Source organism: Cryobacterium sp. TS_SC_7 (assembly GCF_056156285.1).
This window is the reverse complement of sequence record NZ_CM149589.1, coordinates 2,732,256-2,759,253: the sequence shown is the minus strand read 5'-3', so window position 1 is coordinate 2,759,253 and position 26,998 is coordinate 2,732,256. Positions and strand designations below refer to the sequence as shown.

The 26,998-nt window shown below is 68.1% G+C and carries 24 protein-coding genes; 10 read left to right on the top strand and 14 right to left on the bottom strand.

Annotated elements, in window-relative coordinates; genetic code table 11:
- Position 1 precedes the first annotated feature (1 nt).
- Positions 2-1,744: a phospho-sugar mutase gene (locus tag AC0J5J_RS12670; protein WP_474900232.1), complete on the top strand. Its 1,743-nt coding sequence runs from the start codon at positions 2-4 to the stop codon at positions 1,742-1,744.
- Positions 1,745-1,943: 199 nt separating this feature from the next.
- Here the strand turns inward: AC0J5J_RS12670 and AC0J5J_RS12665 are convergent, their stop codons facing one another.
- The 10 genes from AC0J5J_RS12665 to AC0J5J_RS12620 form a co-directional block, all read right to left on the bottom strand.
- On the bottom strand, positions 1,944-2,216 hold the full coding sequence (locus AC0J5J_RS12665; protein WP_134424809.1) for a PTS sugar transporter subunit IIB: 273 nt from the start codon (positions 2,214-2,216) through the stop codon (positions 1,944-1,946).
- Positions 2,213-2,680 (bottom strand): PTS sugar transporter subunit IIA, encoded by a 468-nt coding sequence (locus AC0J5J_RS12660; protein WP_134424808.1) that lies wholly within the window; start codon positions 2,678-2,680, stop codon positions 2,213-2,215. The genes AC0J5J_RS12665 and AC0J5J_RS12660 overlap by 4 nt, the downstream gene beginning before the upstream one ends.
- Before the next feature lie 43 nt (positions 2,681-2,723).
- Positions 2,724-3,839: an adenosine deaminase gene (locus AC0J5J_RS12655; RefSeq protein WP_134424878.1), complete on the bottom strand. Its 1,116-nt coding sequence runs from the start codon at positions 3,837-3,839 to the stop codon at positions 2,724-2,726.
- A gap of 103 nt (positions 3,840-3,942) precedes the next feature.
- Positions 3,943-5,256 carry a thymidine phosphorylase gene (locus AC0J5J_RS12650; RefSeq protein WP_134424807.1) on the bottom strand — a complete coding sequence of 438 codons (1,314 nt, stop codon included), beginning with the start codon at positions 5,254-5,256 and terminating at the stop codon, positions 3,943-3,945.
- Positions 5,257-5,258: 2 nt separating this feature from the next.
- Positions 5,259-5,687 carry a cytidine deaminase gene (locus tag AC0J5J_RS12645; protein ID WP_474898310.1) on the bottom strand — a complete coding sequence of 143 codons (429 nt, stop codon included), beginning with the start codon at positions 5,685-5,687 and terminating at the stop codon, positions 5,259-5,261.
- Positions 5,688-5,692: 5 nt separating this feature from the next.
- The gene (locus AC0J5J_RS12640; protein ID WP_134424805.1) at positions 5,693-6,988 is read right to left on the bottom strand and encodes an ABC transporter permease; all 1,296 of its coding nucleotides are present in this window, start codon (positions 6,986-6,988) and stop codon (positions 5,693-5,695) included.
- Positions 6,985-8,253: an ABC transporter permease gene (locus AC0J5J_RS12635; protein WP_174722414.1), complete on the bottom strand. Its 1,269-nt coding sequence runs from the start codon at positions 8,251-8,253 to the stop codon at positions 6,985-6,987. The genes AC0J5J_RS12640 and AC0J5J_RS12635 overlap by 4 nt, the downstream gene beginning before the upstream one ends.
- Complete coding sequence (locus AC0J5J_RS12630; RefSeq protein ID WP_134424804.1) at positions 8,250-9,770, bottom strand: ABC transporter ATP-binding protein; 1,521 nt, start codon at positions 9,768-9,770, stop codon at positions 8,250-8,252. Before AC0J5J_RS12630 ends, AC0J5J_RS12635 begins: the two co-directional genes overlap by 4 nt.
- 125 nt (positions 9,771-9,895) lie before the next feature.
- Positions 9,896-10,987 carry a BMP family lipoprotein gene (locus tag AC0J5J_RS12625; RefSeq protein ID WP_134424876.1) on the bottom strand — a complete coding sequence of 364 codons (1,092 nt, stop codon included), beginning with the start codon at positions 10,985-10,987 and terminating at the stop codon, positions 9,896-9,898.
- A 210-nt stretch (positions 10,988-11,197) separates the two neighbouring features.
- Positions 11,198-12,319: a mannose-1-phosphate guanylyltransferase gene (locus AC0J5J_RS12620; RefSeq protein ID WP_134424803.1), complete on the bottom strand. Its 1,122-nt coding sequence runs from the start codon at positions 12,317-12,319 to the stop codon at positions 11,198-11,200.
- 78 nt (positions 12,320-12,397) lie between these two features.
- Here AC0J5J_RS12620 and AC0J5J_RS12615 point away from each other — a divergent pair, with 78 nt between their 5' ends.
- From AC0J5J_RS12615 to AC0J5J_RS12575, 9 genes are all read left to right on the top strand, one after another.
- Entirely contained in the window at positions 12,398-13,552 is a 1,155-nt protein-coding gene (locus tag AC0J5J_RS12615; RefSeq protein ID WP_474898308.1) for a glycosyltransferase family 4 protein, read from the top strand.
- A gap of 111 nt (positions 13,553-13,663) precedes the next feature.
- A complete protein-coding gene (gene sdhC / locus AC0J5J_RS12610) occupies positions 13,664-14,077 on the top strand; it encodes a succinate dehydrogenase, cytochrome b556 subunit (protein ID WP_134424801.1) in 414 nt (137 codons plus the stop codon).
- Between the two features lie 12 nt (positions 14,078-14,089).
- Positions 14,090-14,542: a succinate dehydrogenase hydrophobic membrane anchor subunit gene (locus AC0J5J_RS12605; protein WP_134362637.1), complete on the top strand. Its 453-nt coding sequence runs from the start codon at positions 14,090-14,092 to the stop codon at positions 14,540-14,542.
- Positions 14,543-14,559: 17 nt separating this feature from the next.
- Positions 14,560-16,374: a succinate dehydrogenase flavoprotein subunit gene (sdhA, locus tag AC0J5J_RS12600; protein WP_474898307.1), complete on the top strand. Its 1,815-nt coding sequence runs from the start codon at positions 14,560-14,562 to the stop codon at positions 16,372-16,374.
- Positions 16,375-16,390: 16 nt separating this feature from the next.
- Positions 16,391-17,134, top strand: a complete 744-nt coding sequence (locus tag AC0J5J_RS12595) for a succinate dehydrogenase iron-sulfur subunit (RefSeq protein WP_134424875.1) — start codon at positions 16,391-16,393, stop codon at positions 17,132-17,134.
- Between the two features lie 97 nt (positions 17,135-17,231).
- Positions 17,232-18,320, top strand: coding sequence for a YihY/virulence factor BrkB family protein (locus AC0J5J_RS12590; RefSeq protein ID WP_134424799.1), 1,089 nt, complete (start codon positions 17,232-17,234; stop codon positions 18,318-18,320).
- A gap of 20 nt (positions 18,321-18,340) precedes the next feature.
- Entirely contained in the window at positions 18,341-19,225 is an 885-nt protein-coding gene (locus AC0J5J_RS12585; protein ID WP_474898305.1) for an exodeoxyribonuclease III, read from the top strand.
- Positions 19,226-19,289: 64 nt separating this feature from the next.
- On the top strand, positions 19,290-20,294 hold the full coding sequence (gene trpS, locus AC0J5J_RS12580; protein ID WP_474898303.1) for a tryptophan--tRNA ligase: 1,005 nt from the start codon (positions 19,290-19,292) through the stop codon (positions 20,292-20,294).
- A 112-nt stretch (positions 20,295-20,406) separates the two neighbouring features.
- A complete protein-coding gene (locus tag AC0J5J_RS12575) occupies positions 20,407-21,141 on the top strand; it encodes an HAD family hydrolase (RefSeq protein WP_474898301.1) in 735 nt (244 codons plus the stop codon).
- A gap of 257 nt (positions 21,142-21,398) precedes the next feature.
- On the opposite strand, the gene AC0J5J_RS12570 is transcribed toward AC0J5J_RS12575, so the two are convergent.
- From AC0J5J_RS12570 to AC0J5J_RS12555, 4 genes are all read right to left on the bottom strand, one after another.
- Positions 21,399-22,286 carry an endonuclease domain-containing protein gene (locus AC0J5J_RS12570; protein WP_474898300.1) on the bottom strand — a complete coding sequence of 296 codons (888 nt, stop codon included), beginning with the start codon at positions 22,284-22,286 and terminating at the stop codon, positions 21,399-21,401.
- Between the two features lie 443 nt (positions 22,287-22,729).
- Positions 22,730-24,244, bottom strand: a complete 1,515-nt coding sequence (gene glpK / locus AC0J5J_RS12565; RefSeq protein ID WP_134424794.1) for a glycerol kinase GlpK — start codon at positions 24,242-24,244, stop codon at positions 22,730-22,732.
- Between the two features lie 86 nt (positions 24,245-24,330).
- Entirely contained in the window at positions 24,331-25,095 is a 765-nt protein-coding gene (locus AC0J5J_RS12560) for an MIP/aquaporin family protein (protein ID WP_474898298.1), read from the bottom strand.
- Positions 25,096-25,152: 57 nt separating this feature from the next.
- Positions 25,153-26,910 (bottom strand): glycerol-3-phosphate dehydrogenase/oxidase, encoded by a 1,758-nt coding sequence (locus AC0J5J_RS12555; protein WP_474900231.1) that lies wholly within the window; start codon positions 26,908-26,910, stop codon positions 25,153-25,155.
- Positions 26,911-26,998 lie beyond the last annotated feature (88 nt).

Sequence of the window (26,998 nt, the reverse complement as noted above, 5' to 3'; positions counted from 1 at the left end):
CATGGTGATCGACACCGTGACCGTGGACCCGCAGGCAGACGCCCCAGCCACGGATGCGGCCGCGCCCGTGATCGCCGTGGCCAACGCCTGGCTGAGCCAGGACCCGGACCCCGAAACGCAGGCCGAACTGCGCCTGCTGCTGCGCGGGGCCGCCGACAACGATGCCGCGGCGCTCGCGGAGCTGCACGCCCGGTTCGACGAACGTCTTGCCTTCGGCACGGCCGGGCTGCGCGGCGCCATCGCCGCCGGCTCCAACCGGATGAACCGGGTCCTCGTCAGCCAGGCTGCCGCCGGGCTCGCCGCGTTCCTGATCAAAAACACCGCACCGGGCCGCGTCCCGTCGGTCGTCATCGGCTACGACGGTCGGAAGAACTCACACGTCTTCGCCACGGACTCCGCCGCGATCATGGCCGGAGCCGGCGTGCGCGCCATCCTGCTCCCCCGCCTGCTGCCGACTCCCGTACTCGCGTTCGCCGTGCGCCACCTCGACGTCGGCGCCGGCATCATGGTCACCGCGTCGCACAACCCGCCCAACGACAACGGTTACAAGGTCTACCTGGGCGGAGCCAACCAGGGTTCGCAGATCGTCTCCCCCGACGATGCCTCCATCGCGGCGGAGATCCTGCGCGTCGCCGCGGAGGAGCGCGTACCCGACCTGCCGCGGGCTGCCTACGAGACCGCCCCCGAGTCGGTCGTGCAGGCCTACATCGACGAGACCGCGAGCCTGGCCCATCGCCCCCGTGCGCAGGTCACCACCGTCTACACGGCCCTGCACGGCGTGGGCTGGGACACCACCCGCCGCGTTCTGGAGTCCGCCGGCTTCGACCTGCCCACGCTCGTCGACGCCCAGATCGCACCGGATGCCGCGTTCCCGACGGTCTCCTTCCCCAACCCCGAGGAACCCGGCGCGATGGACCTCTCCTACGAGACGGCCCGGGAGGCCGGCGCCGAGCTGATCATCGCCAACGACCCCGACGCCGATCGCCTCGCGATCGCGATCCCCGACGAGGGTTCACCCAGCGGGTACCGACGCCTCTCCGGCAACGAGGTCGGCGCCATCCTCGGCTGGCGCGCTGCGGAGCTCGCCGCGCAGGTCAGCGGTGACGGCGGCGCGACGGGCACCCTCGCCTGCTCCATCGTCTCCACCCCCGCCCTGGAGGCCGTGGCGAAGGCCTACGGGCTCCGGTTCACCGACACCCTGACCGGCTTCAAGTGGGTGTCGCGCGCGCCCGGCCTGATCTTCGGTTTCGAGGAGGCCCTCGGCTATCTCGTGAACCCCGTCACGGTGCGCGACAAGGACGGCATCTCCGCCGCCGTTGCCCTGCTCTCCCTGGTCAGCGACCTGAAGTCCGAGGGTGTCACGCTGGCCGAGCACCTCGACCGGTTCAGCGCCCGGTTCGGCCACTTCGCGTCGGGTCAGATCTCCGTGCGGGTGACCGACCTGACCGAGATCGAACGCGTGATGGCACGGCTGCGCGCGACTCCGCCGGCCTTCGTCGGCACTCTGGCCGTCGATCACATCGACGACCTCTCGGCCGGGTTCAACGGTCTCCCGCCCAGCGACGTGCTGCGGATCCGGCTGGCCGACGGCTCACGCGTGATGGTGCGCCCGAGCGGTACCGAGCCCAAGCTCAAGGTGTACCTGGACACGAGCAGCACCGTCGGCACGGTCGCTGAGCGCCGGGCCGCCGCCGAGGCCACCCTTGCGGAACTCGACCGGGGCATGCGCGACCTGATCAAGTAGCCCCGCGGTCGATTCCCACCGTCGTCACCGTGCCCGTTCCGGTCGAGAGTGCCCGCTAGAGCGGGCACTCTCGACCGGAACGGGCACTTTCGCGTGTGAGTCACGGGCCCGGCGCGGGTGAGGCGGAGCTGCGCCAGGGCGGTTTCGAGCTTGGCCGCGGGGCGTCAGCCAGAGCGGTTTCGAGCTTGGCCGCGGGGCGTCAGCCCAGGGCGGTTTCGAGCTTGGCTGCGAGCTCGTCCACGTCGAAGTAGTTGTCGATCACGACGATGTCGGCGTTGGTCTTGCCGATCGACCCGACCAGTTCGGACGAGGTCAGGATGACCTGGGCATCCGCGCCGACGGTGCTCACGCCGGCGATGTCGGTGGCCGTCACTTCGGCCTCGATGTCGAGGCGCGCCAGTGCACGCTCGGCGTTGATCTTGAGGATGGCGGAGGTTCCCACTCCCACTCCGCAGAGGGCGACGATCTTCATGAGGGCTCCTCGGTGGTTGCGGCCTGCACGCCCAGCAGAGAACGGATGGCGTCGACATCCGTTGCCGCGGCGAGCGACGGGATGACGTGAGGGTCGTTGAACACGTTCGCGAGTTCGGCGACGAGCAGCACGTGCTCGTCGGAGCTGGTCACCGCGAGCCCGAGCACGACACTGACCGGGTCGTTGTGCGGATGCCCGAACGCGACCGGGTCGGCCAGGGTCACGATGCTCAGACCCTCGGAGTGCACATCGGGGCCGGGCCGCGCGTGCGCGAGGGCCAGCCCGGGGGCGATGACCACGTAGGCGCCGAACTCTTCGATGACCGCGATCATACGCTGGGTGTATTCGGGAGCCGTGGCGCCGGAGCGCTCGAGGGCGTCACCGGCGGCGGTCACCGCGCCGCGCCAATCATCGACGTGGATGCCGATCGCGATGGCTTCGGCGGGCAGTGGCGGAAGGGGCATGGGTACTTTCACGGGGTTGGGGAGGTCAGCCTGGGCGAGACGCTCAGGCGCTTTCGAAGCCGGCGACGATGGCGTCCGCCAGCTCTTCGCGGTCGTCCAACGGCAGGAACGCCGACTGGGCCGCGTTGAGCTGGAACACTTCGAGGTCGTCGATGTCGTAGCCGAACGCGTCGCTGAGCAGCGCCAGCTCCTTGGTCAGGGTGGTGTTGCTCATCAACCGGTTGTCGGTGTTCACGGTGACCCGGAAGCCGAGCTGGTAGAGCAGGTCGAAGGGGTGGTCGAGCAAGTCATCGCCCCAGGCCGCGATCGCACCGGTCTGCAGGTTGGAGGACGGGCTGAGCTCGAGGGCGATCTCGCGGTCGCGCACCCACTGCGCCACCGGACCGAGCGTGACGTAGGTGTTCTCCTCGTCTTCCCGGCCGATGAGCACGTCTTCGGCCAGGCGCACACCGTGGCCCAGGCGCAGCGCCCGGCCGTCGTAGAGCGCGCCGCGGATGCTCTCCAGGCCGTCTGCCTCGCCGGCGTGCACGGTGACGGGCAGGAAGGCCTTGGCGAGGAAGTCGAACGCGTCCCTGTGGTTGTGCGCCGGGAACCCCAGTTCGGCGCCGGCGATGTCGAAGCCGACGACCCCGGTGGAACGGTGGCGAACGGCGAGCTCCGCGATCTCCAGGCTGCGGTCGGCGTGCCGCATGGCCGTGATCAGCTGACTGACCCGGATGCGGGACCCGCCCGCCGCGACGAGGGCGACGCCGGCCTCGAGGCCTTCCTGCACGGCCTCGACGGTCTGGTCGAGGGTGAGGCCGCGGGTGAGGTGCTGCTCGGGAGCCCAGCGGATCTCGCCGTAGATCACGCCGTCGGCGGCGAGGTCCTCCACGAATTCGCGGGCCACCCGCACCAGACCCTCGCGCGTCTGCATGACACCGCAGGTCAGCTCGAAGGTCTTGAGGTAGTCGACCAGGCTGCCGGAATCGGCCTGGGTGCTGAACCAGGCGCCCAGCGCCTGGGCATCCGTCGACGGCAGCGCCAGCCCGACCGAGTCGGCCAGTTCGATGATCGTCTGCGGGCGCAGGCCGCCGTCGAGGTGGTCATGCAGGGAGATCTTCGGCAGGGCGTTGATGCTCGTGCCGGCACCAGGCAGCAGGTAATCCTCAGGGATCATGTTCACCCCCCTAATCTACCGGCTGGGTGCTGGGAGTCACGCTGATTGGCCAACCCCGGCCCGCACATCCGTTCGGGATATACGGGCCGGGGTAACCGTCGGGTCAGCGCCCGATACGCTCGGCGATCAGCGGGCCGCCGTCGAGCACGGGCTCGCCGGGGTCGCCGATGCGGTAGGCACCCTCCACCGCTTCCAGGGCCCGCGCGAAGCGCTCGGGCTCGTCGGCGCTGAGGGTGAACAGGGGTTGGCCGGCGCGCACGGTGTCGCCGGGCTTGGCGTGCAGGTCGATGCCGGCCGCGTGCTGCACCGGGTCCTGCTTGCGGGCCCGGCCGGCGCCGAGGCGCCAGGCGCCGATGCCGAACGGCAGCGCCTGCTGCTCGACCAGCACGCCATCGCGTTCGGCCGTGACGACATGGGTTTCGCGGGCCACGGGCAGTGGGGCGTCGGGGTCGCCGCCCTGCGCCCGGATCACCTCGCGCCACTTGTCCATGGCACGACCGTCGGTGAGGGCGGATGCGACATCGACGTCGACGATGCCCACCAGCGCGAGCATCTCCTGGGCGAGGGCCACGGTGAGTTCGACGACATCCGCCGGTCCGCCGCCGGCGAGAACCTCGACCGATTCGCGCACCTCGTTGGCATTGCCGATGGCGCGTCCGAGCGGAACGTTCATGTTGGTGAGCAGGGCGGATGTCGCCACCCCGGCATCCTCGCCGAGCGCGACCATGGTGCGGGCCAGCTCGCGGGAGCGGTCGATGTCCTTCAGGAAGGCGCCCGACCCGAACTTCACGTCCAGGACGAGGGCTCCGGTGCCTTCGGCGATCTTCTTCGACATGATCGACGACGCGATCAGGGGGATCGCCTCGACGGTGCCGGTGATGTCGCGCAGCGCGTAGAGCTTGCCGTCGGCCGGGGCGAGTCCGCCGCCGGCGGCACAGATGACGCCGCCGAATTCCTGCAGCTGGGCGAACATCTCCTCATTGGTGAGGTGCGCGCGCCAGCCGGGGATGGACTCGAGCTTGTCGAGGGTGCCGCCGGTGTGGCCGAGGCCGCGGCCGGACAGCTGCGGCACGGCCGCGCCGAAGACGGCCACGAGGGGCATCAGGGGAAGGGTGATCTTGTCGCCGACACCACCGGTGGAGTGCTTGTCGGTGGTCGGCTTGCCCAGGCCGGCGAAGCTCATCCGCTCACCGCTGTTGAGCATGGCCATGGTGAGGTCCTTGATCTCCCGGCGGTTCATGCCGTTCAGGAAGATCGCCATGGTCATGGCGGCCATCTGCTCGTCGCCGACATAGCCGCGCGTGTAGGCGTCGATCAGCCAGTCGATCTGCGGCGTGCTGAGCTCACCCCGATCGCGCTTGGCGTGGATCAGGTCCACGGCGTCGAAGGCTTCGATACGGTTCTGGTTGGTGCTCACAGCTACTCTTCCTGGTATTCGGCGAGCTGCCGGGGCCCGAAGGCGTCCGGCAGCACTTCATCGATGGTGCGCACACCCGACACGGTCTCCAGCAACATGCCGGGCGCGGAGTGTTCGTACAACAGCTGGCGGCAGCGGCCGCAGGGCATCAGCGTGCGGCCGTTCCCGTCGACGCAGGTGAACGCGACGAGCCGGCCCCCGCCGGTGAGGTGCAGCACGGAGACGAGGGCGCACTCGGCGCAGAGGGTGAGCCCGTAGGAGGCGTTCTCCACGTTGCATCCGCTGATCACACGCCCGTCGCTCACCAGCGCGGCCGCGCCGACCGGGAACTTCGAGTACGGCACGTAGGCCTTGCCCATCGCTGCCGTGGCCGCTTCGCGCAGCCCGGCCCAGTCGATGGCAGCAGGCTGGGGCAGGGTATCCGGTGTCATGATGCTCACGATTTGATGTACGGCTTGCCGGATGCCGCGGGTCCCCGGGACGTTCCGACGAACCCGGCCACGGCGGCGATGGTGATCACGTACGGCAGCATGAGCATGAATTCGCTCGGCACGGGTGAGCCGATGACGCTGAGCACGTTCTGCAGGTTGCTCGCGAACCCGAACAGCAGTGCGGCCAGCGTGGCCCGGATCGGATCCCAGCGGCCGAAGATCACGGCGGCCAGGGCGATGAAGCCGGCTCCGGCGGTCATCTCCTTGCCGAATGCGCCCACCGAGCCGAGGGTGAAGTAGGCGCCGCCGAGTCCGACGATCGCGCCGGCGAGCGACACATTCCAGAAGCGGGTGCGGGCGACGTTGATGCCCACCGTGTCGGCGGCCTGGGGGTGCTCGCCCACGCTGCGCAGGCGCAGGCCCCACCGGGTGTGGAAGAGGCCGTAGTAGACCACGGCGACGGCCACGTACATGATGTAGACGATCAGGGTCTGCCGGAACAGAACCGGGCCGATGATCGGGATCTCGCTCAGCAGCGGGATGTTGATGCGCTCGAACCGCGGCGGCTGGTTGAGCAGTTCCGCGTTGGGGGCCATCACCTGGGAGTAGAGGAAGCCGGTGACGCCGATCACGAGCACGTTGAGGACGACACCGACGATGACCTGGTCGACGAAGTACTTGATCGAGAACGACGCGAGCACCATGGAGACGAGGACACCGGCGAACATGGCCGCGACCAGGCCGAGGAGGGGCTGGTTCGTGAGGGACGCCACCATGGCGGAGGTGAACGCACCGGCGAGCAGCTGGCCCTCGATCGCGATGTTGACCACGCCGACCCGCTCGGAGATGACACCGCCGAGGGCACCGAAGATCAGGGGAACGGCCAGGCTGAGCGAACCGAAGAGCAGCCCGGGAACCGGGATGGTCTCGCCCGCGGCGGCCCAGACCAGGAAGCCGATCAGGAACAGCACCGCGAAGACGGAGATGAGCCAGATCGGCACCCGGCGCTTGGAGCGCACCATCCAGACGCTCACACCCGTGATCAGGAGCAGCAGCACGCTGATCACGATGCCGGTCACCAGGGTGGGCAGTTCCAGGTCGGGGAGCTGGATCAGGTCGCTCGAGGTGGAGAGCCGCAGCGTGCTGATGCCCTCGCGGCCGAAGGCCACGAACAGCAGGAACGCGACGACGGTGAAGATGCCGAGGGCGATGGGAGCCTTCCAGCTCGTCACGACCTCGAACTCGGGCCGGTGGTCGGCGGCGGGTGATGCGGGCTGGACGGCCGGAGCAACGGTGCTCACTTTGCAGCCACCTCCTGGGTAACGTTGGGCAGTGCACGGCGGGGCGCGGAACCCGGGGCAGGCAGGCGGAAGATGGCCCGCACGAGCGGCGGGGCCGCGATGAAGAGCACGATCAGGGACTGCACGACGAGAACGATGTCGATCGGCACACCCTCGGCCGCCTGCATCGAGAAGCCGCCGGCCTTGAACGCGCCGAAGAGGATGCCGGCCGCGAACACGCCCCAGGGCTTGGAACGGCCCAGCAGGGCGACCGTGATCGCGTCGAAGCCGATGCCGGAGTCGAGCCCGGCGCCGAACCCGCTGGTCGTGGTGCCCAGCACCTGGTTGATGCCGGCCAGGCCGATCAGGCCGCCGGAGAACAGCATCGCGTAGACGTAGATGCGCTTGACGCTGATGCCCGCGACGCGAGCGGCGTGGGGGTTCAGGCCCACGGCCCGGAACTGGAAGCCCAGGTTCGAGCGGGACAGCAGCCACCAGGTGAAGATCGTGGCTGCGATAGCGAGGATGAAGCCGAAGTGCAGGGTGTACGTCGGGCCGAGGAGGTCAGGGAAGACCGCGGTGACCTTCGTGGCCGGGCTCTTCGGGTTGTTCGATCCGGGCGTCTTCAGGAAGCCTTCACGCAGCAGGTAGCTGACCAGGTAGAACGCCACATAGTTGAGCATGATCGTGGTGATCACCTCGTGGGCGCCGGTGCGAGCCTTGAGCAGGCCAACGATGCCGCCCCAGAGGGCGCCGCCGAGCACACCCGCCACGAGTGCGGCGACCATGTGCAGGCCGTAGGGCAGGTCGACCGCGAAGCCGACCCAGCCGCCGAGGGCGGCTGCGATCAGCATCTGGCCGCGGCCGCCGATGTTGAACATGCCCACCCGGAAGCCCAGCGCCACGCCGAGCCCGGCCATGATCAGCGGGGTCGCGAAGGTGAGCGTCTCGGTCAGCGGCTTGATGCCGGCAGCGAACGAGTCCCGGCGGAAGTTGTAGACCGAGCCCTGGAACAGCGCGGAGTAGGCGCCGGACACGGAATACCAGACTTCGCGCAGCAGGTCGCCCGGCCGGGAGAAGAAGTAACCCGCCGCTTCCTGCACGCCGTCGTTGGTGAAGGCGATCATGATGCCGCCGACGAACAGCGCGAGCACGACGGCGAGCACGGAGATGATCGCGTTGCCGGTGGTGATCTCGCGGAACGCCTGGTTCCAGCGGGACGGTTGCTCGGGGACCGGCGTGGCCGGCGTTCCCGTCGCGGTGGGGGGACCCTGTGTCGCGCTCACGCGGCAGCTCCTTCTCCGGCGGGCGTTTCGCCGGCCATCATCAAACCAAGAACGGCACGCGGCGTGTCGCCGGGAACGATGCCCACGATGCGGCCGCGGTACATGACCATGATCCGGTCCGCAAGGGCGGCCACCTCGTCAAGCTCGGTCGAGATGACGATCACGGGTGTGCCGGCATCCCGGGTGGCCACGATGCGTTCGTGCACGAATTCCACCGAGCCGACGTCGAGCCCGCGGGTGGGCTGGGCTGCGATGAACAGGCGCAGGTCGCGGCCGAGTTCGCGCGCCAGCACAACCTTCTGCTGGTTGCCGCCGGAGAGCTTGCCGACCGGGGTCTCGATGCCCTGGGCCCGCACGTCGAACTCCTTCACCTTCTTCTCCGCGAACGCGGAGAGGAAGGCACGCTGCACGTTCCAGCGCTTGACGAAGGGCTCCGCATTCGAGCGGTCGAGCATGAGGTTCTCCGCGATGGTGAACTCTCCGACCAGACCGTCTTCGTTGCGGTCCTCAGGCACGAATCCGACGCCGGCGTCGAGCACCTGGCGTACCGAGTGTCCGCGCAGTGACTTGCCGTCCAGGGTGATTTCGCCGGTGACCCGGGTCTGCAGGCCCATCAACGCTTCGGTCAGGGCGGTCTGGCCGTTGCCCTGCACTCCGGCGATGGCGAGGATCTCGCCCGTATGCACCTCGAAGCTGACGTTGTTCACCAGGATCTGGCCGAACTGGTCGAGCACCGTGAGGCCACGAACGGCCAGTGCCGCAGCACCCGGCACGGCCGGCGCCTTGTCCACCGTGAGGTCGACCGCGCGGCCCACCATCTGGGTGGCCAGCTCGACGTTGGACGCGGTCGGGGACGCCTCGCCGACGACCTTGCCGAGACGGATGACGGTGATCCGGTCGGCGACTTCGCGCACCTCGCGCAGCTTGTGCGTGATGAAGACGATGGAGGTTCCGCTCGCCTTGAGCTGGCGCATGATGACCATCAACTCATCGGTTTCCGCCGGTGTGAGCACGGCGGTGGGCTCGTCGAAGACGAGCACCTTGGCGTCACGGGAGAGCGCCTTGATGATTTCGACCCGCTGCTGCACACCCACGGGGAGGTCCTCGACGAGCGCGTCCGGATCGACGTCGAACCCGAAGCGCTGGGAGATCTCCCGCACATGCTTGCGGGCCGCGGGAAGGTCGAGGCGCCCGCCGGCCTTGGTCTCCTCATGCCCGAGCATGACGTTCTCGGCCACCGTGAACACCGGGATGAGCATGAAGTGCTGGTGCACCATGCCGATACCTGCCGCCATGGCGTCACCGGGACCGTTGAAGTGCTGCACGACGTCGTCGAGCAGGATCTCGCCTTCCTCGGCCCGGTACAGGCCGTAGAGGACGTTCATCAAGGTGGATTTGCCTGCGCCGTTTTCGCCCAGCAGCGCGTGGATTTCTCCGGCCTCGACGGTGAGGTCAATATGGTCGTTTGCGACCAGGGCACCGAATCTCTTCGTAATGCCTCGAAGTTCGAGCTTCATGAGGTCGATTCTATGCAGTGACGAGCGAAAGTTGACGCTCTTGCTCATATGTTGGTGGGCTGGTCAGGCCGTTAACGCAGTCGGGGAGGCCCGCAGAATGCGTGCCTCCCCGACGTCGGGTGATGCTACTTCGGGGTCGCGGGCGACTCCACCTTGAGAGCGCCACTGATGATGTCGGCCTTGATGGCCTCGATCTCGGTCATGACCGCGGGGTCGACCTTGGACTCCCAGTCGTGCAGCGGGGCGATGTCGACGCCGCCGTTCTCGAGCGTTCCGACGTAGGGGGTCGACGAGAAGTCGCCCTCAGCGTCGTCGACGATGATCTTCTCCGTGGCATCCGTCATCTGCTTGAGCACCGAGGTGAGGTACAGCGAAGCGAACTCGGGAGTGGTCTCGAACAGGTCGCTGTCGACACCGATGATGGCGACGTCCTTGCCGGAGTCCTGAATGGCCTGCGCGGTGCCCTGGAAGAGCGGACCGGCAACCGGGAGGATGACGTCTGCACCGGCATCGATCAGGGTGGTGCTGAGCGCCTTGCCCTGGTTGATGTCGTCGAAGCCACCGGCGAACAGGCCGGTCTGGGCGGCCTTGTCCCAGCCGCTGACGGTGACGTTGGTGCCCTTCTTCTCGTTGTGGTACGCGACACCGTCGACGAAACCGTCCATGAAGATGGTGACCGACGGGAACTGGAGTCCGCCGTAGGTGCCGACCACACCGGTCTTGCTGGTTCCGGCGGCCAGGTAGCCGGCCAGGAACGCCGCCTGCGCGGTGTCGTAGAGGACCGGCTTCACGTTGTCCAGCTCGAGCGGGCTGAAGTCGTCATTGGAGAGCGCGGAGTCGATCAGCGCGAAGTTGGTCTCGGGCGCGGCCTGAGCGGCGTCGCGGGTGGCGTTGGCCAGGGCGAAGCCGACCGTGAGGACGAAGTCGCAACCCTGGTCGACCATGCTGGAGACGTTCGGGCCGTACTGGTCTTCCGACTTGGACTCGGCCTGCTTGAAGTCGACCCCCAGGTCCTTGGACGCCTTCGTAATGCCCTCGAAGCTGGACTGGTTGAAGGACTTGTCGTCGAAGCCACCGAAGTCGGAGACGATGCAGGGCACGTAGTCGGAGGCGGTGCCACCCGAGGTTCCCTCATCGGTCGGCGCCGGGGCACACGCTGCGAGAAGTGCCACTACGCCGAGCGTGGCGAGGCCGCTGAATGCGACCCGTCGTTTCATGATTGTCAAAATGACCTCCAATGGTCGCCCGGCGCGGGGTTCGCAGGGGGCTTAATTGGTTTCCACGCTACCGAATGATTCTCTGCTCAGAGGAGCAAACAGCGACTGTTCGCGAAAGGTTATCAAGACGCGACACTGGCCGAGCCCGCTCCGGCCTCCGTGACCGCGGCCCCCGACCGAAAAGCACCCCGATCGGGGGGTTCAGGCGCGTCAGAGCACGTCGCTGCTGCCGGACAACTTGAGCGCGTCGACGACGGCCTTCACTTTCTGCGCGTTGGCGCTGGTGGTGATCAGCAGCGCATCCGGAGTGTCCACCACGACGATGTCCTCAACCCCGATCAGCGCGATCATGCGGCCCGTGTGGCTGACCACGATTCCGCTCGACGAGTCGGCCAGGACCCGGGCACCCTCACCCAGAATGGCGAGGTCGCGCTTGCGGCCGTTGGCATGGATCTTCGCGATCGACGCGAAGTCTCCCACGTCGTCCCAGTCGAACTGGCCGGGGATCACGGCGAGCTTGCCGCGCGCGGCCACCGGTTCGGCGACGGAATAGTCGATCGCGATCTTCTTCAGGCGCGGCCAGACCCGGTCGACCACGGCGCCGCGGCGAGGGGTGTCCCAGGCCTCGGCCAGTTCCAGCAGCCCGGCGAGGAGCGCAGGCTCGGCGGCGCCGATCTCCTCCAGCAGACGATCGGCGCGGGCGATGAACATGCCGGCGTTCCAGAAGTAATTGCCGTTCGCCAGGTAGTCCTGGGCGGTGGCCTCGTCCGGCTTCTCCACGAAGGAGTCGACCGACAGGGCGCTGGCGGCGCCGCTGATGTTCAGCGGGCCGGCGGCCTTGATGTAGCCGAAGCCGACGGCCGGCTCCGTGGGCTGGATGCCGATGGTCACGATGTAGCCGGCGTCGGCCGCGGTGACCGCCTCCGCCACGGCCTGGCGGAACTGGGCGGCGCCCTTGATCACGTGGTCGGCGGCGAAGGAGCCGATGATGACGCCCGGCTCCCGCCTCTCCAGGATCGCCGCGGCCAGGCCGATCGCGGCGGTGGACTCCCGCGGCTCGCTTTCGAGCACCACATTCAGGTCGGCCAGCTCGGGCAGCTGCTCCTCGACGGCGGCACGGTGCGCCCGGCCCGTGACGACCATGATGCGCTGCTCGCCGGACAGCGGGGCGAGACGCTCCCACGTGGAGCGGAGCAGCGTCTGGCCGGAGCCGGTCAGGTCGTGCAGGAATTTGGGGGCGTCGGCGCGGGACAACGGCCACAGCCGGGACCCGATTCCACCGGCCGGGATCACGCTGTAGAAACGGTCGAGGGGTTCCGTGGAATGCAGCATTCGGCCAGACTACCGCCCGGTCCGCGCTGTTCACGGTGCGTTCACCTGCACGCCGGAGGAGTTGCCTACGCTCCGAGCATGAGGGTTGCACTCATCACCGAAAGTTTCCTGCCCACCGTCAGCGGAGTCACCACGAGCGTGTGCCGGGTGCTCGAGCACCTCGCCGCCACCGGCCACGACGCCATGGTCATCGCACCGGCCGGGGCTCCGGACCGGTACGCCGGGTTCCCGGTGCACAGCGTGCCGGCCGCCCGTTACCGGCAGTTCCCGGTGGGCCTGCCCAGCCCGCAGGTTCATCGGCTGCTGGCCGACTTCGCGCCCGACGTGCTGCACGCCGCCTCGCCGTTCCTGCTCGGCGCGCAGGGCATCGCGGCGGCGAACCGGCAGGGTGTGCCCAGCGTCGCCGTCTTCCAAACGGATGTCGCCGGCTACGCCCGCCGCAACAGGCTCGGCCCCGCCGCGCAGTCGGCCTGGCGCTTCGTCAAGTGGGTGCACGAAGGAGCCGACCTCACCCTGGTCCCGTCCACCGCCTCGATGGCGGACCTGCGCCGGATCGGCCTCCGCCGACTCGCGCATTGGAGCCGCGGCGTCGACCTGGTCGGCTACCACCCCAATCGGAGGTCCGACCCGGAAGTGTCCGCCCTCCGACGCCGGCTGGCGCCGAACGGCGAAGTCGTCGTGGGCTACGTCGGCCGGATGGCCCCCGAGAAGCAGGTGGAGCGGTTCCGTTGTCTGCGGGGCGTGCCCGGCATCCGTCTCGCCCTCGTCGGCGACGGCCCGTCCCGACCGGCCCTCGAGAAGGAACTCGCCGGACTGCCGGTGACCTGGCTCGGCCGGCTGGACGGGGTGGACCTCTCCCGCGCCTACGCGAGCTTCGACCTGTTCCTGCACGCGGGCACCGAGGAGACCTTCGGCCAGACCCTGCAGGAGGCCCACGCCGCCGGGCTCCCGGTGGTGGCCCCGCGCGCCGGAGGCCCGATCGACCTGATCGACCATGGTGTGAACGGCTTCCTCTTCACCCCGGACGACGAAGCCGACCTGCGCCGCTGCGTCACCCGCCTGGTGTCCGATGCGGCCCTGCGGCGACGGATGGGCGAGGCCGGGCGCCGGAGCGTGCTCGGCCGAACCTGGGAAAACGTCTGCGGCACACTGCTCGATCACTACCAGCAGGTCATCGACGAACGCGCCGCCGTGAACGCCATGGTTGCGGTTCCGCTGTCAATGCAGCGTTAGCCGGGACAATCGCGTTTTATCTCGGCGCAGAGACACTTAGACTGGATCTACGTGCGCACGGCGCATTGCCGGCCTGATTCGTCGAGGCCGCTACTTAGCCAGGGAGGGTTCATGCCAGAGCAGGCAGCGACACTGACATCCCAGCAGAAGACGACGTCACGTCGCCCCGCCGGAACCCTGTACAGGGGCCGCGAGGGCATGTGGTCGTGGGTCCTCCACCGCATCACCGGTGTAGCGATCTTCTTCTTCTTGCTGGTTCACATTTTGGACACCGCGCTGGTGCGCGTCAGCCCGGAGGCCTACAACGCGGTCATCGCCAGCTACCAGACGCCGATCATGGGGCTGGGCGAGGTCGCACTCGTCGGGGCCATCGTGTTCCACGCCTTCAACGGGCTGCGGATCATCCTGATCGACTTCTGGAACGCCAAGTACCAGAAGGCCATGTTCTACGTCGTGATCGCCCTGTGGGTGGTAACGATGCTCGCCTTCGTGCCGCGCCACCTGATCAACGTGTTCAGCCACTAGGCGGGAAGAGCCATGACAACCACAATCGAAGCTCCCCGCAGCCCGTACGCCCGCTCGCCGAAGAAACGCGGCGTCAACTGGGAAAAATGGGGCTGGATCTACATGCGTGTCTCCGGCGTCGTGCTGGTCGTACTCATTTTCGGCCACCTGTTCGTCAACCTGATGGTGGGTGAAGGGGTCAGTGCCCTCAACTTCGCCTTCGTCGCCGGCAAGCTGACCACCCCGTTCTGGATGGTCTGGGACGTGCTGATGCTCTGGCTCGCCCTGATCCACGGCGGCAACGGCATGCGCACGCTCGTCAACGACTACGCCACCCAGCGCCTCACCCGCGGCATCCTGAAGTCCGCCATCCTGGCGGCCGTCGTGATCCTGATCGTCCTGGGCACCCTCGTGGTCTTCACATTCGACCCCTGCCCGGCCGGCTCGCCCGCCGATCTCCTCCCCTCGTTCTGCTCGGCCATCTAGGAGCTGCAAACACTCATATGTCAACGGATGCTTTCACCGCGCCCACCGAGTCCACCGTCGTAGACGGTGTGCACTACCACCAGTTCGACATCGTCATCGTGGGAGCCGGCGGTGCCGGCATGCGTGCCGCCATCGAAGCCGGCTCCGGCGCCAGCACGGCCGTGATCTCCAAGCTCTACCCCACGCGTTCACACACCGGTGCGGCGCAGGGCGGGATGGCCGCGGCCCTCGCCAACGTCGAGGAAGACAACTGGGAGTGGCACACCTTCGACACTGTCAAGGGCGGCGACTACCTGGTGGACCAGGACGCGGCCGAGATCCTCGCCAAGGAAGCCATCGACGCGGTCATCGACCTCGAGAACATGGGCCTGCCCTTCAACCGCACGCCGGAGGGCAAGATCGACCAGCGCCGGTTCGGCGGCCACACCAGCGACCACGGCAAGGCGCCCGTTCGCCGGGCCTGCTACGCCGCCGACCGCACCGGCCACATGATCCTGCAGACCCTGTACCAGAACTGCGTCAAGCGCGGCATCAACTTCTTCAACGAGTTCTACGTGCTCGACCTGGTCATGACGCCGGTCGACGGGGTCGACCAGCCGTCGGCCGTCGTCGCCTACGACCTGTCCACCGGAGAGCTGCACGTCTTCCAGGCGAAGGCGTTCATCTTCGCCACCGGCGGCTTCGGCAAGATCTACAAGACCACCTCGAACGCCCACACCCTCACCGGCGACGGCGTGGGAATCGTGTGGCGCAAGGGCCTGCCGCTCGAGGACATGGAGTTCTTCCAGTTCCACCCGACCGGCCTGGCGGGCCTCGGCATCCTGCTCACCGAAGGTGCGCGCGGTGAGGGAGCCATCCTCCGCAACGCGGCCGGCGAACGGTTCATGGAGCGCTACGCCCCCACCATCAAGGACCTCGCCCCGCGTGACATCATCGCCCGCTGCATGGTCAAGGAGGTCGCGGAAGGCCGCGGCGCGGGTCCGAACAAGGACTACCTGTACCTGGACTGCACCCACCTCGGCGCCGAGGTGCTCGAGACCAAGCTGCCCGACATCACCGAGTTCGCCCGCACCTACCTCGGCGTCGACCCGGTCACCGAGCCGGTGCCGGTCATGCCCACCGCGCACTACGCGATGGGCGGCATCCCGACCAACGTGAATGCGGAAGTGCTGCGCAACAACACGACCGTCGTCCCCGGCCTGTATGCGGCCGGCGAGTGCGCCTGCGTCTCCGTGCACGGCTCCAACCGGCTCGGCACAAACTCCCTGCTCGACATCAACGTGTTCGGCAAGCGCGCCGGCAACAACGCCGTCGCGTACGTCAAGACCGCCGAGTTCACACCGCTGCCGGCCGACCCGGCCCAGGGCGTGCGCGAACTGCTGGAGGGCATCCGCTCCTCCACCGGCACCGAGCGCATCGCCGTGCTCCGCAAGGAGCTGCAGGAGACGATGGACGCCAAGGCACAGGTGTTCCGCACCGATGAGTCACTCTCCGACGTCACCAATGTGATTCACGGGCTCCGCGAGCGGTACAAGAACATCGGCGTGCAGGACAAGGGCCGCCGGTTCAACACCGACCTGCTCGAGGCCGTCGAACTCGGCTTCCTGCTCGACCTGGCCGAGGTCGTGGTGTATTCCGCCCGCAACCGCAAGGAAAGCCGCGGCGGGCACATGCGCGACGACTTCCCCCTGCGCGACGACGAGAACTACCTCGTGCACACCATGGCGTACCTGACCGGCGACCCGCTCTCCGCCGAAGCCGCCGACCACATCGCGCTCGACTGGAAGCCAGTCACCATCACGCGCTACCAGCCGATGGAAAGGAAGTACTGAGTTGAGTACCGCAACCATGGGCGCGCCCGTCGTGCCGGAGGAGATCGCATCCTTCACCGTGACCCTGATCATCCGCCGGTACAACCCGGAAGTCGACGACGAACCGCACTGGGACGACTACGACGTGCAGATGTACCCGACCGACCGGGTGCTCGACGCCCTGCACAAGATCAAGTGGGAGCAGGACGGCAGCCTGAGCTTCCGCCGCTCCTGCGCGCACGGCATCTGCGGTTCGGATGCGATGCGCATCAACGGCCGCAACCGGCTGGCCTGCAAGACCCTGATCAAGGACCTCGACATCACCAAGCCGGTGTACGTCGAGGCCATCAAGGGTCTCCCGCTGGAGAAGGACCTGATCGTGGACATGGAACCGTTCTTCGAATCGTTCCGTGCCGTGCAGCCGTTCCTGGTGGCCAACAACGCCCCCACCGACGGCAAGGAGCGCATCCAGACCGTCGCGCAGCGTGAGCGCTTCGACGACACCACCAAGTGCATCCTCTGCGCCGCGTGCACGTCGAGCTGCCCGGTGTTCTGGACCGACGGACAGTACTTCGGCCCGGCCGCGATCGTCAACGCGCACCGGTTCATCTTCGACTCGCGCGACGACAACGCCGCCGTGCGCCTCGACATCCTGAACGACAAGGAAGGCGTGTGGCGTTGCCGCACCACCTTCAACTGCACCGAGGCGTGCCCCCGCGGGATCCAGGTCACGCAGGCCATCTCCGAGGTCAAGCAGGCCATGCTGCGCGGCACCGCGTAGCCGGCCGGCGCTCCGAGGCCGGCCTCCCGCGACGATTCGTCGCGGGAGGCCGGCCTTTCGCATTCTCGGCCGCCGGGCTGCCGTTTAGGCTGGGCAGGTGAATACTCCCGCGGTGATCGACCGGACCAAGACCCTCGCTGCGCGGATCATGCGCTCGCGCCCCGTGCGCGTCTTCAACCGGTTCAGTGAAAGCGGCGGTCCCATCCTCGCCGGCGGAATCTCCTACCAGGCCATCTTCGCCACCTTCGCCGCCCTCTGGTTGACCTTCTCCGTCGCCGGGCTGTGGATCACGTCGAACCCCGACCTCGAGTTGACGCTCTACTCCTTCATCAACCAGTCCATTCCCGGGCTGATCGGCGAGGAAGGCGTGATCGACCCGAGCGTCCTCGCCAATGCCCGGGTCTTCGGCTGGTCCGGAGTGATCGCCCTGGTCGGCTTGCTTGCGACCGTGCTCGGTTGGCTCTCGACGATGGCCCAGGCGGTGCGCACCATCTTCCGGATGCCACGCGACACGACCTTCATCCTCTGGGTGAAGCTGCGGGAACTCGGCCTCGGCCTGCTGTTCGCGGTGGTGCTCGTGACCTCCGCCCTGATCTCGCTCGCCAGTACGGAGGCGCTCGGCGCCCTGTTCGGCGTGTTCGGGATCTCGCGGGACTCGTTCTGGTTCAACAGCGCCGCCCGCGCGATCGGCCTGATCCTCGTGCTCCTGATCGACACCGTCACCCTCGCCGCGCTGTTCCGGGTGCTTTCCCGGGTGCGGATCCCGTTGCGCCAGCTGATCACCGGCTCCGTTCTGGGCGCGGTGGGGCTCGGAGTGCTCAAGATCCTCGGCAGCACGCTGCTCGCCGGCGCCGGCCGGAACCCGCTGCTCGCGGCATTCGCCGTGATCATCGGGCTCCTGATCTGGTTCAACCTGACCAGCACGCTCACCCTGCTCGCGGCATCCTGGATCGCCGTCGGCATGGACGACGCCGGACTGTCCCCCAGACGGATCAGCGCCGACGAGGTCGCCACCGAGAAGCGCCGGCAGGAAGAGGAGGCGTTCCGCGTGGTCGTGACGGCCGAGCTGCGGGACGCCCGCCTCGCGCACGACACCGCGCACTGGCCCCAGCGACTGCTGACCGCGCGTCGCCTCCGCGCCGCCGAGAAGCGGGCCGCGGCCCTCGACGCCGACGGCCCCGGCTAGAGCCAAAGTAGAGTTGGGGAATGCCTTCCGACTCGACTGCCGCATCCGAACCTGTCTCGTCCGTCGCTCCCGCCACCACGCGGCTGCGGATCGCCAGCGTCAACGTGAACGGCGTGCGGGCCGCGTACCGCAAGGGCATGGGCGAGTGGCTCGCCGACCGTGACGTGGACATCCTCGCCATCCAGGAGGTGCGGGCGTCGACGGAAGACCTCGAGGGCCTCCTCGGACCGGAGTGGAGCATCCTGCACGACGCCGCCACCGCGAAGGGCCGCGCCGGGGTTGCCCTGGCCAGCCGGTCGACCGCGAGCATCCACCGGGTGGAACTCGGCGCCACGGAATTCGACAGCGCCGGCCGCTGGCTCGAAGCCGACTACGAGGTCAACGGCAAGCTGATCACGGTCGTGAGCACCTACGTGCATTCCGGCACGGTCGACACCCCCAAGCAGGTCGAGAAGTACAAGTTCCTCGACGCCATGCTCGAGCGCCTGCCCGAACTCGCCGCGCACAGCGACCGGGCCGTCGTGCTCGGCGACCTGAACGTCGGCCACCGTAAGATCGACATCAAGAACTGGCGCGGCAATGTGAAGCGCGCCGGGTTCCTGCCCGAGGAGCGCGCCTACTTCGACCGCATCGTCGGTGCCGAAGACGAACCCGGCTACAACGCCGGAGCCGGCCTCGGCTGGGTCGACGTGGGACGCAAATGGGCCGGCGAAGTGGACGGACCGTTCACCTGGTGGTCGTGGCGCGGCCAGGCGTTCGACAACGACACCGGCTGGCGGATCGACTACCAACTGGCGACGCCGGCGCTCGCGGCATCCGTCACCGACTACGCCGTGGACCGCGCGGCCGCCTACGACCAGCGCTGGTCCGACCACACTCCCGTGGTCGTCGACTACGCCATCTGACCTCCCCCACCAGTTCGCGCCGCCGGTTACCCGGCGGCCCCACGCCACGAAAAGATCTGATCCCATGAACAAGCCCCGCCTCTACTCGGGCATGCAGCCGAGCGCCGATTCCCTGCAGATCGGCAACTACATCGGCGCCCTCCTGAACTGGAAGGCGCTGCAGCAGACCCACGACGCGTACTTCTCCATCGTCGACCTGCACGCCCTGACCGTGGCGCAGGACCCGGTGAAGCTGCGGGAGAACACCCGCCGCACCGCCGCGCAGTACATCGCCAGCGGAATCGACCCGTCGGTGTCGACGCTGTACGTGCAGTCGCATGTCCCCGCGCACGCCCAGCTGGCCTGGGTGCTGAACACCATCACCGGGTTCGGCGAGGCCAGCCGGATGACCCAGTTCAAGGACAAGTCCGCCCGGCAGGGATCGGACGCGACCACCGTGGGACTGTTCGCCTACCCGATGCTGATGGCCGCGGACATCCTGCTGTACGACACCGAGATCGTGCCGGTCGGCGAGGACCAGCGCCAGCACGTCGAACTGACCCGGGACATCGCGGCCCGCTTCAACGCCCGGTTCGGGCAGACGTTCACCGTGCCGGAGGTCGCCATCGTCAAGGAGACCGCCAAGATCTACGACCTGCAGAACCCGACCTCGAAGATGTCGAAGTCTGCGGAGTCGCACGCCGGCGTGATCTGGTTGCTGGACGAGCCGGCGGTGACGGCGAAGAAGATCATGCGCGCCGTCACGGATGCCGAGGGCAGCGTGGTCTTCGACCGCGAGAACAAGCCCGGCGTGGCCAACCTGCTGACCATCTACTCGGTGCTCGCGTCGCGCAGCATCCAGTCGCTCGAGGACGAGTACGCGGGCAAGGGCTACGGCGACCTGAAGAAGGGGCTCGCCGAGGTGGTCACCGGCACGTTCGGGCCGATCCGGGCGCGCGTGCTCGAACTGCTCGACGACCCCGCCGAACTCGACCGACTCCTCGCCCAGAACGCCGACCGGGCCGCGGGGGTGGCCAACGAGACGCTGGCACGCGCCTACGACCGCGTCGGCCTGCTGCCGCGCCGCTAGCGTGGTGGTCGCCGTCGCCGTGTCCTTGTCGGCCGGGCTCGCCGGGTTCGCCGGGTCGGCCGGGTCGGCCGGGTCGGCCGGGTTCGCCGGGTTCGCCGGGTAACGGATGCCCGTGCCCGCCGTCGTTCTCTTCGACCTCGATGACACCCTGTTCGCTCATCGCGGGGCCGTCACCGACGGCATCCGTGCCCATCTGGGAACCCTGGGCGGCGCCTACGCCCCCCTTGACCCCGGTGTGGCACTCGCGCTCTGGGACGACCTCGAGGAGCGGCATTACCACGCGTATCTCGCCGGCAGCCTCGACTTCGCCGGACAGCGACAGGCGCGGGCCCGGGATTTCGCGGCGGCCCACGGCGTCACCCTGTCCGGGCCGGCGGCGACGGCCTGGTTCGACGCGTACTTCCTGCACTATCGGGCAAGCTGGCGCCTCCACCCGGATGCGCTCCCCTGCCTCGACACCCTCGCCGCCGACTTCCCGGACGTGCGCATCGGGCTGATCACCAACGGCGAGTCCACGCCTCAGGGTCTGAAGCTGGCTGACACGGGGCTCTCCGGGCGGCTGGAGCATGTGATCGCTTCCGGTGATCTGGGCTTCGCCAAGCCGGACCCCCGCATCTTCCACCACGCCTGCGCCGTGTTCGGGGCGGCGCCGGAGCAGACCGTCTACGTGGGCGACCGGCTGCGCACCGACGCGATCGGAGCCGCGGCGGCCGGATTGACCGGGGTGTGGCTGGACCGCACCGGTGCGCCGGGCGGCCCCGACGCGGCCGAGGCCGCTCGGCTGGGCGTCCTCCGGATCACCGGCCTGGCCGCCCTGCCCGCCGCTCTCAGCGCCCGCCCCGCCTAGCCCGCTCCGCCTACCCCGCTCCGCCTACCCCGCCCGCCTACCCCGCCCGCCTACCCCGCTCCGCCCCCGTCACGCGCACCTCACCCTCGCGCCGTTGTCCTTGGCATAACTCCTGCAAATTGACGGCGCTCTCGCCAAGACGCCTGTCGTTCTGCGGGTGTCAGGTTCCGTGTACTGCAATTTGCAGGAGTTATGCACGACATTGACGGTCAGAATGGTCGGTGCGGCGGGCGGTGCGGTGGGTGCCGAGCACTCGGTCAGGCGTGAGCGCTGCCGAAGTTGCACAGGTCCACGAGTTTCCGGATGGCTCTGACCACGCCCGCAGGATCGAACATGATGTCCTGATAAAGCACGCGTAGCGACGGATACCCGAGCTCGGCGAGCCGACGGTCCCTGGTTCGGTCCCGGATATGGTCATTCCAGGATTTGTGAAACTGGTTGCTGTCAGCCTCGACGACGACGCATCCCTCTACGAGCAGGTCCACGCGGCCCACGCCATGAATCTTCACCTGGATATCGCAGCGCAGACCAGCGTCGAGGATGAGCTGCCGGAGCACCGTTTCCTGCCCCGCGTCGGACCGCGCATCGATTCGGGATTGCAGGTCCCGATACTTGGCCGGCACATGCGCAAAGATCTCCGGAACATCGCCCGAGTTGATTTGTCCCTCATGCAAAGCCGTATCGAGAGCGGCAAGGGCAAAATTGCGCGGTTGGCATTGGATGATCTGGACCAGGGCATCCCGAGCGCCGACGCAGTACTCCGTGCCGTCTCCAGCATCAAGAAGGGGACCCCAGTGCAATTCGACGCCATCGCGCGGGGCATCCGCCAATCGAACGAAACGGCTGTGTGGGGCGCGCAGCCGCGACCCGTACCGGTCGACGTGGAGATGGGTGAACTGTGCGTCGAAGGCGAAGATCTTCAGTTCGTTCGCCGCGGACACACAGGCCAGCCTCCCACCGACACAGACCGCTTCTATCGTGTGCCGGTCGGTCCCCGGCCGGGCGTAGTGATCGCGGCGCACGCGCAGAAGTGCCCCGGTGCGGACAGCAAGGGTGATCTGGGCCCCAGTCATACCCGCGCTGAGAAGTTCATGACGATGGACGATTCGTCTCGGTCCGAAGTCCAGGCTCGTGAAGGAAGTCATGCCGTGATGGTGTCGGCTCGCGAGGGCCGTTCCGACACCATCCCAGTGATCTGGGGAGAGCACCTCGCCGCGCACAATTGTGCATAACTCCTGCAAATCGTGTTCGTGTACTCACGACTGCCGCGGAAAACCGGGCTTCGCATTTTCTCAGCGCCGAATTTGCAGGAGTTATGCGTAAAGACGGCACGACACCCGCGTCAATACGGGTGGATGTGCAGGAAGGGTGGGGAGGGCTGGGGCGGGCGGGCCAGGGAAGGGAAGGGAAGGGAAGGGAAGGGAAGGGAAGGGAAGGGCAGGGAAGGGCAGGGCGGGGAAGGGCTGGGGAGGGCGGGCCAGGAGAGGGCAGGGAAGGGCGGAGCTGAGAGGGCACGGATGCCGGAACCCGGCGGCCAGGAAGGGCCGCCGGGTTCCGGGATGGTGCGCCGCGCTCGCGACAGCGCGGGCTAGACGACGTCGGCGTCGACCCAGTCGAGGGACTTGGTGACGGCCTTCTTCCAGTTGCGCAGCAGGCGGTCGCGCTCGGCGACGTCCATGCTCGGCTCCCAGCGGGCGTCTTCCTGCCAGTTGGCCCGCAACTCGCCGAGGTCGCTCCAGAAGCCGACGGCCAGGCCGGCGGCGTAGGCGGCGCCCAGCGCCGTGGTCTCCGCCACCACCGGGCGCACGACCGACACGCCGAGGATGTCCGCCTGGAACTGCATCAGCAGGTCGTTGGCCGAGGCCCCGCCGTCGACCTTGAGTTCCGTGAGCGGCACGCCGGAGTCGGCGTTCACCGCGTCCAGCACCTCGCGGCTCTGGTACGCGATCGCCTCGAGCGCGGCGCGGGCGATGTGGCCCTTGTTCACGTAGCGGGTGAGGCCGACCAGGGCACCCCGGGCATCCGCCCGCCAGTACGGCGCGAACAGCCCGGAGAAGGCCGGCACGAAGTAGGCGCCGCCGTTGTCCTCGACCGAGAGGGCCAGGGACTCGATCTCCTCGGCCGTGTGAATGATGCCGAGGTTGTCCCGCAGCCACTGCACGAGTGAGCCGGTGACCGCGATCGACCCCTCCAGGGCGTAGTGCGTTTCGCCCTCGCCGAGCTTGTAGCCGACCGTCGTGAGCAAGCCGTTCCGGGAGTGGATGATCTCGGTGCCGGTGTTGAAGATCAGGAAGTTTCCGGTGCCGTACGTGTTCTTGGCCTCGCCCTGATCGAAGGCGGCTTGGCCGAAGGTGGCGGCCTGCTGGTCACCGAGGATGCCGCTGATCGGGGTTTCGCGCAGCAGGCTGTGGCCGCTGGCGATGCCGTAGACCTCGGAGGAGGAGCGGATCTCGGGCAGCATCGACTTCGGCACGTTGAATGCGGCGAGGATCTCGTCGTCCCACTGCAGGGTTTCCAGGTCCATGAACAGGGTGCGGCTGGCGTTGGTGACGTCGGTCGCGTGCACACCGTCCTCCAGGCCGCCGGTGAGGTTCCACAGCACCCACGTGTCGGTCGTGCCGAACATCAGATCGCCGGCCTCTGCCTTCTCCCGGGCCCCGTCGACGTTCTCGAGGATCCAGACGATTTTCGTGCCGGAGAAGTACGTCGCCAGCGGCAGGCCCACCGTGGCCTTGAAGCGGTCGGCGCCTCCGTCGGCGGCGAGCCGGTCAACGATGGGCTGGGTGCGGGTGTCCTGCCAGACGATGGCGTTGTAGACGGGGATGCCGGTGTGGCGGTCCCAGACCACGGCGGTCTCGCGCTGGTTGGTGATGCCCACGGCCGCGATGTCGTGACGGGTCAGGTTGGCTCGGGCCAGAGCCGAACCGATGACCTCACGGGTGTTGTTCCAGATTTCCATCGGGTCGTGCTCGACCCAGCCGGCGCGCGGGAAGATCTGCTCGTGCTCGAGCTGCCCGGTCGAGATGATCGACCCGGCCTTGTCGAAGATGATCGCACGCGTACTGGTCGTGCCCTGGTCGATTGAGATGACGTACTTTGCCATTGTTAACTCCTTTGTCACAGCTGGGATCAAGGTTAAGCGAAATGAGAGACGAGAAGAGAAAAGAAGAGACGGATGCCGCGCGGCGCCTAGGTCAGGATCGGCAGGAGGAACGCGGAGCTCCAGCCCGCCAGCAGGCCACCGATGACGGGGCCGACGACGGGCACCCAGGAGTAGGCCCAGTCTGAGGAGCCTTTGCCCTTGATGGGCAGCAGGAAGTGCGCGATCCGCGGGCCGAGGTCACGGGCGGGATTGATCGCGTAGCCGGTCGGCCCGCCGAGTGAGGTGCCGATCACGATCACGAGCAGGGCCACCGGCAGGGCGCCGAGGGCGGCGAGGCCACCGCTCTCGCCCTGTCGGCCGCCGCCGAACGCGATGACGACGAAGACGAGTACGAACGTGCCGATGATCTCGGTGACCAGGTTCCAGCCGTACGAACGGATGGCCGGGCCGGTCGAGAACACACCGAGCTTGCTGGCCGGATCCGGTTCCTGGTCGAAGTGCTGCTTGTAGGCGAGCCAGACGAGGGTCGCGCCCAGGACGGCGCCGATCATCTGGGCCGCGATGTACGACGCCACGGACACGGTGTTGACCGGAACGCCCGAGCCGAACTCGGTTGCCCCCGACGCCACCAGACCCAGGGTCACGGCGGGGTTGAGGTGGGCGCCCGAGTTATAGGCGACGATCACGCCGGCGTAGACCCCGAGGCCCCAGCCGACGGTGACCATCAGGAACCCGGCGCCGAACCCCTTGTTGCGGGCCAGGGCGACGTTGGCGACCACGCCGCAGCCGAGTAACACGAGCAGGGCGGTGCCCACGACTTCCGAGAGGAAGACGATACCGAGATTGTCCACGTTGACATCCTTTGTTGATCAGTGAGTTGATGAAACGATAAAAGCGGCGGGCGGCTCCTAGGCCGCGGGGAGGACCGGCACGGCCGGCGATTCCGCCCGGTCCAGCTGCACGCCGTACAGGTCGCGCAGCGTGTGCGCCGCACTGTCGACCTCGTTGGCGCTGCGGGCGGCATCCCAGCCGAGGACCGGCGCGAGCACCTCGGCCAGCTCGACGAGCAACGGCAGGGTCACCTCGCCGCGGAAAGCGATGCTGGTGCGCCGCAGCAGCAGGTCGATCAGGTGCACGACGGATTCCTCCCGGGCGATCAGCTCGATCTCGCGCCGGGTGTACCCCGGGTGCTGCTCGAGTGCCGCGTCGGGTTCGGCGGTGAGCCAGGAGATCACCTCGGCGGCGCGGGTGCCGTAGCGGGTCAGGAGCACGTCGGCACGCGGCACGCCCACCTCGTCACCGTTGGCGACCACCCAGACCCGGCGCGCGGCATCCGTCACCGGGAAGTTGCGGCCACCGCCGATGGGGAGACCGACCGTCGAGACGATGCGCGGCAGGCCGAGCAGGGTCAGGATGTCGCCGCTCAGGTGCTCCGCCAGGGCTCGGAAGGTGGTCCACTTGCCGCCGACCAGGCTGAGCAGGGTGCCGGGCCGGGCGCCGAGCGGGCGGGACTCGATGCGGTAGTCGCGGGAGACGAACCCGGGTGCCTCGTCGTCATGGCGGGGCAGCGGGCGCACCCCGGCGAACCGGAAGACGATCTGCGACCGGTCGACGACCACGGTCGGGAAGACGTGGTTGACCAGTTCGAAGAAGTAGTCCACCTCCGCCTCGGTGCAGCGGGCCGGCTGGGACATGTCGTGTTCGAGGTCGGTCGTGCCCACGAGGACACGGCCCGCAAGCGGGTAGATCAGCACGATGCGGCCGTCTTCGTGCTCGAAGAAGATCTCCCGTCCACCGGTGGCGGCGAGCAGCTCCGGGTTGTCGAGCACGATGTGCGACCCCTTGGTGCCGCCCATGAAGGTGCTGGCCTGGCCGAGGGCGGTGTTGGTGAGGTCGGTCCAGGGTCCGGACGTGTTGACGACGATGTCGGCCGCGAAGCTGAACTCGGCGCCCGTGACGGCGTTGCGCAGGCGCACGCCCGCGGCATCCATTCCGACGGCCTCGACGTAGTTGGCGCTGCGCGCGTGGTCGCCCGCGGCCAGGCCGTCGGCAAGCACGTCGAGCGCGAGCCGCTCCGGGTCGTGCATGGAGGCGTCGTAGTAGGTCGCCGTGTACTTGAGGCTCGGGTTGATCTTCGGCAGCAGCTTGAGTGATGCATTCCTGCCGAGGAACTCGTGCCGGGGCACGGTGCCGCCGTCGCGCGAGAAGGAGTCGTAGAGCATCATGCCGATCTTGATCAGCAGCGCCCCGCGCTCCTGCGCCGCACCCTGCTTGTGGGTGAGGAAACGCATCGGCGCGGACAGGACCCCGGAGAAGGTGGAGTAGATGGGAATGGTCGTCTTGAGCGGCTTGACGTAGTGCGGGGCGATCTTGAGCAGGCTGTTACGCTCCTCGACCGATTCCTTGACCAGGCGGAACTCACCGTTCTCGAGGTAGCGCACCCCGCCGTGGATCATGTGCGATGAGGCCGCGGAGGCGCCGGACACGTAGTCGCCCTTGTCGACGATGGCGACGTCCACGCCTTGCAGGGCGAGGTCACGGAAGGTGGCGATGCCGTTGATGCCGGCCCCGATGATCAGCACCTGGGCCCGTGGGCGATCCTGAAGGGCGGCCTGGGCGGCGGCGCTCGAGCGAGGCTGGGCAGAGGATGACTCGGGTGTTGACAGCACGGATACGCTCACTTCTCTGTGGGTGGAAACCGTGAGGGTCTGTCACAGTCGGCCCCCCTCGAACGCGTGGCGCGGAGTGGGGAAC